Origin of the sequence: Mucilaginibacter pedocola (assembly GCF_002013915.1) — a bacterium.
Taxonomy (GTDB): Bacteria; Bacteroidota; Bacteroidia; order Sphingobacteriales; family Sphingobacteriaceae; genus Mucilaginibacter; species Mucilaginibacter pedocola.
Window position 1 is genome coordinate 296,622 of the sequence record NZ_MBTF01000023.1, and the last position, 12,866, is coordinate 309,487.

The 12,866-nt window shown below is 46.1% G+C and carries 13 protein-coding genes; 5 read left to right on the forward strand and 8 right to left on the reverse strand.

Features of this window, described 5'->3' with window-relative positions:
* Positions 1 to 13: 13 nt before the first annotated feature.
* The 5 genes from BC343_RS18880 to BC343_RS18900 form a co-directional block, all read right to left on the reverse strand.
* Positions 14 to 1,360 carry an acetylxylan esterase gene (locus tag BC343_RS18880; RefSeq protein WP_078349356.1) on the reverse strand — a complete coding sequence of 449 codons (1,347 nt, stop codon included), beginning with the start codon at positions 1,358 to 1,360 and terminating at the stop codon, positions 14 to 16.
* Between the two features lie 34 nt (positions 1,361 to 1,394).
* Entirely contained in the window at positions 1,395 to 2,609 is a 1,215-nt protein-coding gene (locus BC343_RS18885; RefSeq protein ID WP_078349357.1) for an acyltransferase family protein, read from the reverse strand.
* 399 nt (positions 2,610 to 3,008) lie between these two features.
* Positions 3,009 to 3,968 (reverse strand): TIGR01212 family radical SAM protein, encoded by a 960-nt coding sequence (locus BC343_RS18890; RefSeq protein WP_238381807.1) that lies wholly within the window; start codon positions 3,966 to 3,968, stop codon positions 3,009 to 3,011.
* Positions 3,969 to 4,182: 214 nt separating this feature from the next.
* Entirely contained in the window at positions 4,183 to 4,899 is a 717-nt protein-coding gene (locus tag BC343_RS18895) for a LytR/AlgR family response regulator transcription factor (protein ID WP_078349359.1), read from the reverse strand.
* On the reverse strand, positions 4,896 to 5,915 hold the full coding sequence (locus BC343_RS18900) for a sensor histidine kinase (RefSeq protein WP_078349360.1): 1,020 nt from the start codon (positions 5,913 to 5,915) through the stop codon (positions 4,896 to 4,898). Before BC343_RS18900 ends, BC343_RS18895 begins: the two co-directional genes overlap by 4 nt.
* Before the next feature lie 252 nt (positions 5,916 to 6,167).
* On the opposite strand from BC343_RS18900, the gene BC343_RS18905 reads away from it, so the two are divergent.
* On the forward strand, positions 6,168 to 6,974 hold the full coding sequence (locus BC343_RS18905) for a DUF3108 domain-containing protein (protein WP_078349361.1): 807 nt from the start codon (positions 6,168 to 6,170) through the stop codon (positions 6,972 to 6,974).
* A 218-nt stretch (positions 6,975 to 7,192) separates the two neighbouring features.
* Here BC343_RS18905 and BC343_RS18910 read toward each other — a convergent pair whose 3' ends face one another.
* From BC343_RS18910 to BC343_RS18920, 3 genes are all read right to left on the reverse strand, one after another.
* Positions 7,193 to 8,080: a hypothetical protein gene (locus BC343_RS18910; protein WP_078349362.1), complete on the reverse strand. Its 888-nt coding sequence runs from the start codon at positions 8,078 to 8,080 to the stop codon at positions 7,193 to 7,195.
* A 154-nt stretch (positions 8,081 to 8,234) separates the two neighbouring features.
* Positions 8,235 to 9,812, reverse strand: a complete 1,578-nt coding sequence (locus BC343_RS18915) for a M56 family metallopeptidase (protein WP_078349363.1) — start codon at positions 9,810 to 9,812, stop codon at positions 8,235 to 8,237.
* Positions 9,813 to 9,822: 10 nt separating this feature from the next.
* The gene (locus tag BC343_RS18920) at positions 9,823 to 10,227 is read right to left on the reverse strand and encodes a BlaI/MecI/CopY family transcriptional regulator (RefSeq protein ID WP_078349364.1); all 405 of its coding nucleotides are present in this window, start codon (positions 10,225 to 10,227) and stop codon (positions 9,823 to 9,825) included.
* 219 nt (positions 10,228 to 10,446) lie between these two features.
* On the opposite strand from BC343_RS18920, the gene BC343_RS18925 reads away from it, so the two are divergent.
* The 4 genes from BC343_RS18925 (at position 10,447) to BC343_RS18940 (ending at position 12,864) form a co-directional block, all read left to right on the forward strand.
* On the forward strand, positions 10,447 to 10,758 hold the full coding sequence (locus BC343_RS18925; RefSeq protein ID WP_078349365.1) for an ArsR/SmtB family transcription factor: 312 nt from the start codon (positions 10,447 to 10,449) through the stop codon (positions 10,756 to 10,758).
* A 4-nt stretch (positions 10,759 to 10,762) separates the two neighbouring features.
* Positions 10,763 to 11,260 carry an SRPBCC family protein gene (locus tag BC343_RS18930; protein WP_078349366.1) on the forward strand — a complete coding sequence of 166 codons (498 nt, stop codon included), beginning with the start codon at positions 10,763 to 10,765 and terminating at the stop codon, positions 11,258 to 11,260.
* Between the two features lie 256 nt (positions 11,261 to 11,516).
* Positions 11,517 to 12,191 carry a DUF6134 family protein gene (locus BC343_RS18935; protein WP_078349367.1) on the forward strand — a complete coding sequence of 225 codons (675 nt, stop codon included), beginning with the start codon at positions 11,517 to 11,519 and terminating at the stop codon, positions 12,189 to 12,191.
* A gap of 100 nt (positions 12,192 to 12,291) precedes the next feature.
* Positions 12,292 to 12,864: an RNA polymerase sigma-70 factor gene (locus BC343_RS18940; RefSeq protein WP_078349368.1), complete on the forward strand. Its 573-nt coding sequence runs from the start codon at positions 12,292 to 12,294 to the stop codon at positions 12,862 to 12,864.
* Positions 12,865 to 12,866: the final 2 nt, after the last annotated feature.

Sequence of the window (12,866 nt, forward strand, 5' to 3'; positions counted from 1 at the left end):
GGTAGGGTATGGGTTATGGCATCCTGAAAACTTCTTTCAGCCAGTAGTATTGAAATGTAAAGTATGTAAAGTTAACCTCGTGGGCCTTATCAGGCACTACAAAATATTCGTTGCTTTTGTTGGCAAATTTGTTGAACATACCAAAGCTACAACGCGGCGGGCAAAACTCATCCAACAAACCTATACCCATCAATACTTTGCATTTTACTTTGTCGGCAAAGTTTTGCGGGTCGTAGTAATCCCACACGGCAAGTAGTTTTTCTTTGGTAAAGGAGGGATGCTTTTTAATGTAGTCGTGGAAAACCAGCGTTGGCCAGGTATCAACCGGGTATGAGCTACCGATGGCGTACGAGTCGTGCATATCGGCATAAAGCGGCACCTGGTAAGTGCAAAGCTTTACATTGGGGTGCATAGCGGCTACAAACACAGCAAGCGCACCACCCTGGCTACCGCCCTCTACTACTATCTTATCAGCGTTCAGGCGCAGTTTAGCCGCATTGGCCGTTAAAAAATCTGCCCCGCGCAGGCAATCCATATAAGTGCCGCGGTAAATGTATTTGTCGCGGCTCTCAATGTTCACCAGGTTGTATTGTTTGTAGTCGGGCGCTATTACATCGCGGCTGTTGCCGTTACCACGTACGTTAATGGTAAATACCGCAAAATCCTCCTTGTCGTAGTCGGGTTTCATATCAATGGTGTAGCCGGGCACCCGATAAAGCACAGGGTAGTTTTTACCGCCTTTAGGTACTACAAGCCATCCACGAATGGTAATACCCTCCCACGATTTCATTTCGCACAGGTAAACTATCTTTTCTTTGGTCGATTTCTTTTTATCCTCGGTGAATTTGAACTCCGGTTTGATGCTTTTCAGGGTGTCGATGGTACCTTTCCAAAAGGCATCAAAATCGGCAGGTTTATGCAGCGTGGTTTTAATTTTTTCAGGGTCGATACCGAAAACGCGTTTCACGGTATCATCATAAGCCGACAGGTTGAACTGGAAATGCACACGATAGAAACCCGGTATGCGCTTTGGCAGGGTAACGCTATAAGTTTCGGACGAGTTTTTGGTTAAGTGCACCGGCATGCTATTGGTAGATAACTGCTTAAAATCGTCGCTCAGTACATTGTAGGTGAGCTTGCCGTCCTGGTTCTGCTTATAGGTGCTTTTTACCTTTAATTTGAACTCTATAGTTTCATCACCTTTGAAAATGCCGTTCTTAGAGCCGGGTTTTACATCAATAAAAACCTCGCCCTCGTCTTCCGCTTCTTCTTGTTTATCCTGCGCAAAGGAGCTGTAACAGCAGCCCAGTATGACGCCTGCGGTAACAATAAAATATTTAAACCCTCGGAGTAATTGCATGGTTATGGTTCTCTCTTTTTAAAAAAGCCTTGTTTTATACGGATGCACTGCGCTTTTTGTTCTTAATTAAAAAATCCGACTGCCGGATGTAATGATTCAGCGGTTCTTCTATGGTTTTAAACAGCAGGATAGATACCGCGTTGAGTATAATAAAAGCGTAAAGCACGTTTATACCATCGTGTTGAAAGGGGGAAACCCAATCTACGCCCCATTTATCGTAAAGCTCAAAAACATAGTCGTTAAGCCAGTTAAAACTGAAGTGTAAGCCATCGTACATCCAACCTAAATGTATCAGGTAAAATATGTAGGAGCTTTTGCCAAGCAGTTCAACAAATTTATTTGATAAGATGTTTTTGAGGATGGTAGTTTCGGTAAGCAGCCCGTAAAAAAACAGGGCGATACTCATGGCCAATAAATAATTATTGGTAAAAATACCCATCGGATGATGCAGGCCGGCAACTTCGCCTTTAGGTATCTCCAGCGTACTCATTAACCATACACAGGCAAAGATGAGCAGGAAGCCCACATAGGTAAGCTTTTTATTGCTGCTGCCATCCAGCGTTTTTTTGCGGACGATAAGCGCCAGTTGTATCCCTACAAAAAACTCGAAACAACGCCCGAGGAAGGTATACAGCATCATGAAAGTAAAGTTGCCGAAGAAGCCGTACCAATCTACATTCCTAAAGATGAGTACAAGCAAGGCACCAATACCCGTGATGATAAAGGGCTGGATATAGAATTTTTTATACTTCTGCGCGAAGTAGAAAACAAATGGGGCCGAGAAGTAGAAACATTCTTCAACCGTTAAACTCCATCCCTGGGCTATGCCCGTAAACTTCAGTTGGTCGAAGAAGCCGCGAATGAATGTGACGTTGAGCAACAGCAAACCAATGGGGCTGCCGAAACCGTTGGTTACCTTTTGATCGTGCGTAAAATAGAACGAAACAAAGGCCGCCAGCGTGAGCAGGAAGTACATGGGGTATATACGTGCCACGCGGTTTTTAAGGTATTGCTTGAACCAATCGGTACTCAACTCAAAGCTATCATAGTAACGGAAGGCTATTAAAAAACCCGACAGCGTGAAGAAGATAGTTACCCCAATGTGGAATTCGTTGAAGAAACGTTGCACAGCATGGGGAAAACTCTCATCAAACGCGTAGGCGTAGTGAGATATAAAAACGAGGTATGCAGCGAGTGCACGCACTCCGGTAAGGGCTGGAATGTAATTGAGTAAAGGTTTTTGCGCCAAAACAGGTCAGTTTTTCGTCCCTAAAGATAAATTTATAGCGGAGGAATTGCAAAAACTAAGCCAACAGGTGCGGTTATTCCTAAAACGTAGGGTGGTTTTGTTAACTACATGGTTAAACGCTATCCCTCATGTCATCTCGAACGAGCGGCGGGGGAAGGTGTGCACGGGCGAGGAGAGAACTTCGACGATATGCATGGCAGTAATATCCCGGTGCTCATACATAACGATAATGCATAACCGTACAAGATATCTCGTCGCTTCGCTCCAGAATGATAAGTGGTATTTTGTCATGCTGAGGGACGAAGCATCTATTCGCAAATTTGCATGGCGGTTATTGCATAGTGGCTAATAGATTCTTCGCTATCGCTCAGAATGACAAAGTGGAGGATGCCATAATGCTTACAATGCGCTGCCCTGCACCACGCCTCTGCTCAATATTTTCTGGTCGATATAATATTGTATCTCGCTCTTTTTCAGGCCCCAGTTGGGAGCAATGAGCAGTTCACGGTCGCTGAGGCCGAAGAGGCGCTGGATGATGATATCCGGGCGTACGAGTGGCAGCAAGTCGCAAAGGAAATTGGCGTACTCATCCAGGCTGAAAAGCTTAAATGGTTCGCGTTTGTATTTTACGCCCATTACGCTGCCCTCTACAATATGCAGGTGGTGGAATTTTACAAATTTTATCTGCGCGTGGCGGTTTATCTCGTCGGCATATTTCAGCATCATTTCGTGCGTTTCCCAGGGGAAGCCGAAGATGGTGTGCACGCAAATGTCCAGTTTTGTATTCTCGGTAAGTTTTAACGCCTTCAATAATTCATCGTGGCTGCAGCCGCGATTTATCTGGTTCAGGGTTTCGTCGTAAATGCTCTCCATACCCATCTCCAGGTCCACATCGAAACGGTCGGTATAACTTTCCAGCAGGGCTATCTTTTCCGCGTCTATACAGTCGGGACGGGTGCCTACGCTTAAACCTACAATATCTTCGGTACCGTAGCTCAGGGCTTCGTCGTACAGCATTTTAAGGTAATGAGCCGGCGCGTAAGTATTGGTATTGGGCTGAAAATAGATGATAAATTTATCGGCCTTGTTGCCATTGCGGGCGCGTTCCATGCCCTGTATCACCTGCTCGCGCACGGTAGGTGCATTGCGGCTAACCGATGGCGTAAACGAATCTACATTGCAATACGTGCAACCACCGTAACCCTTACTGCCATCGCGGTTGGGGCAGGTAAAACCGCCATCCACAATAACTTTAAACACACGGTGCCCCTTGTACTTCTCTTTAAGCCATGGGCCATAGTTGTTGTAGCCTTTCTCCCAATTGTTTTTTTGGATTCCACCGATGGGATTTGATTCCACCGATTGATTGGCGTTGATTCCACCGATTAAAGTTGATTCCACTGATTGCATTGGTACAAAGGTACGAATTTATGGGCACACTGATTTATAGCAACCTACTCCGAAGATTCGGGAAACTGGCATATACTCCGGCTCGCTATCAACAAAATCAAATCCCATCAGTGTAATCCTTCTTTATCGGTGGAATCATCCTTAATCGGTGAAATCCAAAAAATCAAAAGATACGCTGCCTGATCACCTCCATAAAGCCCTCGCGGAATTTTTCGCTTATGGGTATTTGTTTGGTGCCGATGTAAATGTGGTTGTCCTGAATTTTGTTGAGGAGGCGGGAGTTTACAATATAGGAGTTATGCACCCTAACAAAAGGAGTTTGCAGTTGCTCTTCAATATCTTTCAAGCGGCGGTATATCAGCAGCTCTTCGGTGGCAGTGGCCAGGCGCACATATTCTTTCTCACTCTCGAAGTAAAGGATATCTGCCAGTAATATTTTACGCAGGGTTTTACCGCTTTTGAAAAAGAAGTAGTCAGGTTCTGGGCTAGTTGTTGCCGATGTGGTTGTTGCGGCAGGGGGCGGGTTAAAGGCAGCCTCTATTTTTTGCGTGGCAGCTACAAAACGTTTTAGGGTGATAGGCTTCAGTAGGTAATCTATAGTTTGGTAGGCATAGCTCTCGGCGGCGTGCTCGGCGTAAGCGGTGGTGAAAACAATTTTAGTTTCTTTAGGCAACAACCCCGCCAGCTCCATACCGGTTAGGTGGGGCATATTGATATCGAGAAAAATAAAATCGACAGTGTGCTTTTTCAGAAATTCGATAGCTTCCAGCGCATTGTAGCATTTGCCCAGCAGTTGCCATTGTGTAGTTTGCCCTATGAGTACCTCCAGCAGGTTTACGGCATTGGGCTCGTCGTCAACTATAATGCACCTCAAATTCATTTCAGCGGGATGTTTAAATGCGCTACGTAAATATCACCTTTATTTGGGGTGGAAAGTTCGAAATCACCAAGGTAAAGCAATTGCAGCCGTTTGCGCAGGTTGGCAATACCCGAGCCGGTGGTGTTGGGATGCAATGGTGTTTCGGGTATAGTATTTTCGGTGCTAAAAAGTAGCCTTCCTGCCTTCTGTATCAATTCGATTTTTACCCTATTCTCCGCGCTCGACTTATCAATGCCATGCTTAAATATATTCTCCACAAAAGGCATCAGTAACATGGGCGGTACGTTAATATTGGCATCGCAATTTTTACTGAAGGTGATATCAACCTCGTATCTGATGCGTATCTTCTCCAGCTCTATGTAGTTTTCTATGAACTGCACTTCGGTAGCCAGCGATACAGTTTGCTTAGGGCTTTCATCAACAAAATACCGCATAATGGTAGATAGCCGCTCGATGAGCGCTGCCGTGCGCGGAGCCTCCAAGTACGCCTCGTAATAGATATTATTCAGAGTATTGAACAGGAAATGCGGCTGCACCTGTGCTTTCAGCAGGTTAAGCTCCGCCTCGGCTTTTTGTACCGCCACTTCTTCCGCCTGTTGCTTTATCGCGAAGTAGGCAATAGCTATCCTAAATACAAAACTGAGCAGGAATATCACCAAATTGCTCACCATAAAACTGCTGATAGCTTGTATCCCCATAGGCACCGGCTTCGGCGCGAACCAGGCATTGTAAACAAACAGGGTTACATAACCACGCACAAACCCGACAGCAAGCAGAAACAGGATAACCGCAATTACATACAGCGCAATCTTCCCTTTTGAGTAAAGTTGCGGGAACAGCCACAAAATATTACCGTAAATGATAATAGCATAAAAGCCACTATTTAAAAAAGCATAAGCAATGGCTTGTCCAAGGCTATCATTCTGCAGTAACGATAGCATGATGACGATGAAGAAGCACGCCCACACCATCCATTGCAATTGCACTACATTAAGCCTGCCTGCGGATATTTTCATGCTTAAAAATACAAAGCTTTTTGCTGCCTTAGTGTAGTTTTAAACCGGCGGGCATATTTATTCAATGGCTTGACGCATTTCTTCAATGTTTTCATCAAATGCTATAATACAACCCGGTTTTATGGCCGATTGAAATTATACCGCGGTCCGTTAAAAATACAGGCAGATGGGTTGAACAGGTTTCGGGTATTTATTAATGCGCAACACCTTTGCACCAATAAATAAAACGCGAACCTTTAACATTCCATACAAATGAAAACTTTACATGCCATACCGGCGATCATCGTCAGCCTGCTTACGCTGTTCTTGTCGGCACAGCCGCAATATGCATCGGCACAAAAAATAGATACCATCCGGCTGAAAGATAACCGCCTGAACGTTGCCACCCTGAAACCCGGCCTGCGCCAGTATGCTGTTTATTTTCAAAACCCCAAAACGCCCAAGATGCTCAAATTTTGGCTTTGGCTGCGCGATACTAAATTGGAAACCCGAGGCGGGCAAAAAGTATTGGTGACCAACCAGCACTGGTACGGTAACGATACCAGCAGCTATCGCACCGTATACTCGGTAAACAAAGCCAGCGATTTTTCGCCCATCTACCATTCGGAAACCGTTGCCGGTAAAAACAAAGCTTTCAACTGGAGCAACACAAAAATTACCGGTGCCGATACTGTAACTATAAACACTGCCAAAACCTTTGCGCTCGACTTTGCAGAGCCTTGCTATAACTGGAATTTGGATATAGAAACCTTCGAGATGCTGCCCCTTGCCGCAGGCAAAACCTTCGCCATCAACTTTTACGATGCCGGCTTCGGCAAACCCGAATATATTGTTTACAAAGTTACCGGCAGCGAGGTAATTACCACCCTCGACAACCAAAAGGTAGACTGCTGGATACTATTCAACGAGAGCGACAACGCCGGCCGCCACGCTACCGAAACCTTTTGGATCAGCAAAAAGAACCACGAATTTTTAAAAGAAGAGGACAACTTCAATGGTATGTACCGCTATAAGGTGAAGATGCCTGCCGCTGCTGCGAATGTTGTGGAGAAATTTTAACACGATTTCAGGATTTATCGATTCACACGATCTTAAACATTTTGTCATTGCGAGGAGCAGAGGCGTGGGGGCGTGCGAGAGGGCGACGTGGCAATCTCGTCGCAAAGCATTACCGAAAACCTGGTTTAAACGACTGTCCTATGAGATTGCCACGTCGCGTCCCCACACCGTCCAGCCCTGCCGCTCCTCGCAATGACAAATTGTTTTTATTTTATGTATCAATGGCTAATATGTAACCCCTCATAAGTCCTCACTCCATCCTCGTTGCCATAGCTAAAGTTGAGGTGAGTGAAGCGTTTGTATTTGGCCTTATATTTTTCTAAAACAGCTGCCGGCTGTTTTTTGCCGTTTACTGTCATTTCATCAGTATTCAGCGTAAGGGTATGCAAGTCCTTATCGGTGGCAATAATTTTATCTTTCACCAAATCGGCAACTAAGGCTCGCAGCAGTTCCTGGTCTTTCTTGGCCTGCTCCATGTCCTTTTTTGCTTGTACCATATCGCGGGCGGCCTGTTCCTGGTCGCGCTTAGCTTGTAACTGGTCTTTGGCGGCTTGTTCCTGGTCAAGTTTTGCTTGTACCATATCTTTAGCGGCCTGCTCCTGGTCGCGTTTGGCCTGTTGCTGGTCGTTTTGGGCGGCTGCCTGGTCGCGTGTTACCTGTTCTGCGTCGCGCTTAGCTTGCATAGCATCTTTTTGCGCTTGTTCTGCATCGCGTTTAGCCTGCAATTGATCGCGCATGGCTTGTTTCTGGTCTTTTTTAGCTTGCAGCATATCGCGGCCGGCTTGCTCCTGGTCTTTCTTCGCCTGTATTTTATCGCGGCGTATCTGCTCTTTTATTTTGGCAATTACGCTGCTGTATTTGTTCCAGCCGCTTTCGGGTATCTGCTGCCCGTCAATATTCAGCTCCGTCATCTTATTGTTTACAAATTTGGCTTTGTAAACCACGCCGTTCCAATTGGTACGGAACTCTTCGGTTTGCTTACCATTCTCGTTAGAGGTTGTCAGGTAGTTGCTGTTCGGGGTGTCATCGTTTACGGTTTGGGCGTAACCTGCGGTCGCGGCCAGCATAGCGGCTACAAAAAGGCCGCCTTTTAAAAATGTTTTCATCACGTTTTGTTTAAAAGGTTAAAAATTGGGCAATACAAATCCACCCCGCTATTGGCAGGTTTTTAAAAAAGTATTACCGGTTGGGTTTATTGGGTGCTAAATGCACGGGTACGGGCGCGCGTTCCCCTACAGGTGTTGTTTAGCGGTTGTTGCTTTATAATTGTATGCTTTGCTGCTGACTGTTCTGCTTGGCTTTTTGCTGGTCTTTACGGGCTTGTTCGAGGTCCTTCATAGCCTGGGCCTGGTCGCGGGCGGCTTGTTCCGCATCCAGTTTGGCTTGAATTTGGTCTTTACGGGCTTGCTCCTGGTCGCGCATGGCTTGCACCTGGTCGAGCGCTGCCTGGCGCATGTCGCGGTCGGCTTGTTCTTTGTCGCGTTTCATTTGCAGCATATCCGATTCCGACTGTAATTTTTGTTTGGCGGCTGCATCGGTAAGCTCAAAATTTTGCGGCGGGGCAGTAAATTCTCTTTGCTTATCAGTGTATAATGCCGCTACTTCGGTTTCGCGTTTTTGTTTCAGCAACTCCGCCATATCGGTGCCGGGTTTGGGCGGATTGGCTACAGCAGTTTGCGGCTTTCCGCGGCGGGTAGGGGTATTTACGGTTTTGGTGGTGGCTGTTTTTTGATCAACACTCTGTTGCTTAACGGTTTCAACCGTCGCTGTCGAAGTCTTATGTTCGGTGCGGGTAACGCTTTTCATTTGCGCTACGGCCACCATGCTTAACATAACCGATAGCATAACAATGCCGCCCAGCACAAAGCCTTTCTCGGCAGGGGCAAGGGTTTTATGGCGGTTAAGCATTATGCGGCTTACCCGCTGTAGTAGTTGGTTTTTGGTGCCAGGAAAAGCTACGCTATAACCGGATGCCTGCAGCGAATATTCTTTAAAACTAATGAGCGCCTCAACAAAGCCGCGTTTGTTTTGCGTTTGGGCAAGTGCCATATCGTCGCAGCAGTTCTCTCGTTCTTCGCGCAGGAGTGATGATATCCACATCAGTCCCGGATTAAAGAAGAAGACGGTTTCAGCGATGGTTTGCAGGAAGTTTACCACGTAATCGTTCCGGCGGATGTGTGCCAATTCATGCAGCAATACAGCCTCCACCTGCTCGGGCGGCAAGCCTGCCAGTAGGCCCACGGGCATTAGTATAACCGGTTTTAAATGCCCTATCACCAGTGGCACTTTCACGTAACCCGATTCCAGCAATCTAACAGCACGGCTTAGCTGCAATTTTCGGCACAGCACATCAACGCGTTGCTGCCAATCAGCACCAGGCAGCGAAACTTTACGATACCTTACCCGCTGAATGTACACCACGCCGCCTATAAACTTTACCGACCTGAACAAAAACAGCACGAACCACAACAGCACTACGAACGGCGCATTAACACTGAAGTAATTAACGCAAGCCTGGCCAAATGCCTGCATCCCCGCAACATCTAAATGGAAAGTGCCGCCAGCCTTTGCTGCAATGCCATTCGCGATGTCCTGGCCAAGGCCTGTGGTATGGCCAATATCAAGTGCGTGCACAAAAGTGAAACCACATCCTGCCAAAAAGAAAACGAACAAGGCCAGCGCCAAATTGTACCGCAGCGCCGAGCTTGCCTTGCGTGTTACCATTAACACCACCGCAGCCGCCACCGCCAGCAGCAAGCCCTGCCAAAGCGAGTGAATAAGCATCCAGCTGAATGCCTGTATTATGCGTGTAGTGTTGAGGTTGTTTAGCAAGTCCATTACGTTGGTATTATTTGCCTTTATCTATATCGTTCAGTAACTCTTTTATTTTTTGCAGCTCCTCTGCCGATGTTTTATCGTTCCCCAGCAGTGCCACCATCAGGCTGCTTGGCGACCCGTTGTATATCGAATCAACAAATCTCCCCAGCATATTGCCTTTTACTTTATCCTCTTCTACAGCGGCGCTGTAAATATGCTTCATGTTGGTTTCGTCGCGCTCCAGCATGCCTTTTTCTTTCATCACCTGCATCAGCTTCAGCGTAGAGGTGTATATCACCGCTTCTTTTTGCTCGTTCAGTTTATCGTGCACAAAGCGTACGGTAGATGGCCCATGCTGCCAAAGCACCTGCAAAACATCCAGTTCGGTTTTGGTAGGTACATTATCGACCGGTTCATCCTTCTTAAATAACTTCATAAACCAAAGGTATGTATTGAAAACGTACGTTGCAATAGTTGAGGTGTTTTTTATTTTATTTTTTTATTTTCTTGATTCCACCGATTACTTATGATTCCACCGATGGCATGGGCTGAGTGATACGAATCAGAGAATCAAAAAAATCAAGAAAATCATGGTTAAATTTGCGAAACCAATTAGTTGCGCATATATTTGCTACCGAAAGGTTGCAAGATAAATATGAGACGAGATGTTTTCCAGGCCATAGCCGACCCTACACGCAGGGCCATTATTACTTTACTGGCTGTTAGCGCCATGACGCCTAATGCCATTGCCGAGCATTTTGAAACCAGTCGGCAGGCCATATCCAAACACATCAAAATTTTGAACGAGTGCAGCTTGCTGGAGCAGAAACAAAGCGGCCGCGAGATCTATTATCATTTTAACCCCGAGAAGATGAAGGAGGTGGATGTGTGGATGGAGCAGTTCCGCAAGATGTGGGAGAGCCGCTTTGATCAGCTGGACGAGATACTGAAGAACCGTAAAAACTAAAGTTATGATAACCAAAGAAACCGTGTTTACTAAAGACACTGAGAACAAAAAAATTACTGTGGTGCGTAGTTTTGATGCACCATTGGCCGATGTTTGGGAAGCCTGGACGAACCCTGAAATACTCGACAAATGGTGGGCACCAAAACCCTACCGCGCCGAAACCCGCGAGATGAACTTCACCGAAGGCGGCCGTTGGATATACGCCATGATAGGCCCGCAAGGCGATTCGAGCTTATGTAAAGAAGAGTTCAGGACGATAGTTACCGAAGAAAGCATCACCAATAAAGTAAGCTTTTGCGACGAAGCCTATAACGATAACCCCGATTTCCCGCTGATGTATTGGAACAAAGGTTTTGCAGCCAATGGCGATGCAACCACCGTAAACATCGAAATAAACTTCGATTCGGAGCAGGACCTGCAAACCATCATCACCATGGGCTTTGAAGAAGGCTTTAAAATGGGGCTGGGTAATTTGGATGAGTTGCTTTCGAGCAGAGATTAGAGGCTGGAGGTTAGAGATTAGAAAAAAAGCGCGAAGTTGTATGAGATACGGCTTTGCGCTTTTTTCTGAACCATGATGCGCTTGATTAAAAGATTCTCTGATTTCTTCCGTTTGGCTAATCAAATCGGTGAAGTCCCAAACAAAAAAATCCTGTAATAATCCCTTCATCCTGAAATCCTGTTAAAATATCACTAAAGTAAATAGGGGTAATCTTGTTTAATCTTGTACAACGTGTATAAAACAAAAAATACACATCATGATAATAGCGTTACTCATATGGCTTTTTAAGAAATACGCCATGCCGGCCATTAGCCGCTATAAAGGGAACAGGGCCTTGAAGATGATCAGGAATACAGTAGCGCTGGCTATGTTTTTGGCATCGTACTTTTCCGCATCGGCGCAGGAGCAAACGGTTAAATACAATGTACTGCACGGCAGCAAGGTGGTGGGCCACATGGACCTTTACCAAAAGCGAAACGGCGATAACCTTTACCTCCGCATGATATCTGAAGTGAAGATGCGTTTCATCTTCAGCATCAAAGTTAATTGCAATGAGGAATCGACTTTCAGCGATGGCAGGCTGGTAAGTTCGCATATACTGCGCAACGTGAATGGCAAGGAGAAAGCCAACCGCCAAACCACAGCCGTAGGCGATGGCTACCAAACCAGCGCCGAGGGTAAAAACGGTACATTAAGCCAAAAAGATATAAGCACCAACCTGATGCTGCTTTATACGCACGAGCCGGCGGATAACTCGCAGGTATATTCAGATAACTTTCAACAGTTTTTAAAGGTAAAGCAAACCGGCAACCATGTATACCGCATAGACCTGCCCGACGGTAATTACAATTACTACTCATACACCAACGGCATTTGCAGCAAGGTGGATATACACCACTCGTTGTATACCATACAGATACAGTTGGCGTAGTGGTGTAGATATTCCCTCCCCAGGGAGGGAATAATAGAAGCATTCGTTCTTTAATTTTCCCCGCCAAACCTCCTATCTTTAGCGCAAAAAGCCGCTAAAGGTGGAACACAGCGACAGCGCCATTATTGCTTTACTGAAGGAGGGTGACCAACGGGTATTTGAACAGGTGTTTAAAACGCATTTCAAAAACCTGCATAGTTACGCCTACACTTTTTTAAAGGATGATGAACTGGCCGAGGAAGTGGTACAAAATGTGTTTTGCCGTATTTGGGAAAAACGCGGGCAGCTGAAAACAGATGGCTCTATAAAGGCTTACCTGTACCGCGCCGTGCACAACGAAAGCCTGAATTATTTAAAACGAGAGAAGGTAAAGGCGAACTTCGAGGTTTATTATACGGGGCAAATGGAGCAACAGGAGGGCGAATCTGCAGAAAAGGTGATGGCTACCGAGTTGGAGCAGCGCATAAGGCAGGCGCTGAACGAACTGCCGCAGCAATGCCGCACCATTTTTCAGCTAAGCCGTTTCGAACAATTGAAGTACCAGCAAATTGCCGACCATATGGGGCTATCGGTAAAAACCATTGAGAACCAAATGGGCAAGGCGCTGAAACTGATGCGCGCTAAACTGGCAGAGTTTTTAACGCTGCTTTTTATATTATGGATAAACCGCTGACC

Excerpts from the sequence above, each read along its gene's own strand:
- BC343_RS18905 (WP_078349361.1), top strand. The coding sequence starts at position 6,168 with ATGAAAACTTTACATGCCATACCGGCGATCATCGTCAGCCTGCTTACG.
- BC343_RS18900 (WP_078349360.1), bottom strand. The coding sequence starts at position 5,915 with ATGAAAATATCCGCAGGCAGGCTTAATGTAGTGCAATTGCAATGGATG.
- BC343_RS18915 (WP_078349363.1), bottom strand. The coding sequence starts at position 9,812 with ATGGACTTGCTAAACAACCTCAACACTACACGCATAATACAGGCATTC.
- BC343_RS18880 (WP_078349356.1), bottom strand. The coding sequence starts at position 1,360 with ATGCAATTACTCCGAGGGTTTAAATATTTTATTGTTACCGCAGGCGTC.
- BC343_RS18935 (WP_078349367.1), top strand. The coding sequence starts at position 11,517 with ATGATAATAGCGTTACTCATATGGCTTTTTAAGAAATACGCCATGCCG.
- BC343_RS18895 (WP_078349359.1), bottom strand. The coding sequence starts at position 4,899 with ATGAATTTGAGGTGCATTATAGTTGACGACGAGCCCAATGCCGTAAAC.
- BC343_RS18925 (WP_078349365.1), top strand. The coding sequence starts at position 10,447 with ATGAGACGAGATGTTTTCCAGGCCATAGCCGACCCTACACGCAGGGCC.
- BC343_RS18930 (WP_078349366.1), top strand. The coding sequence starts at position 10,763 with ATGATAACCAAAGAAACCGTGTTTACTAAAGACACTGAGAACAAAAAA.
- BC343_RS18910 (WP_078349362.1), bottom strand. The coding sequence starts at position 8,080 with ATGAAAACATTTTTAAAAGGCGGCCTTTTTGTAGCCGCTATGCTGGCC.
- BC343_RS18920 (WP_078349364.1), bottom strand. The coding sequence starts at position 10,227 with ATGAAGTTATTTAAGAAGGATGAACCGGTCGATAATGTACCTACCAAA.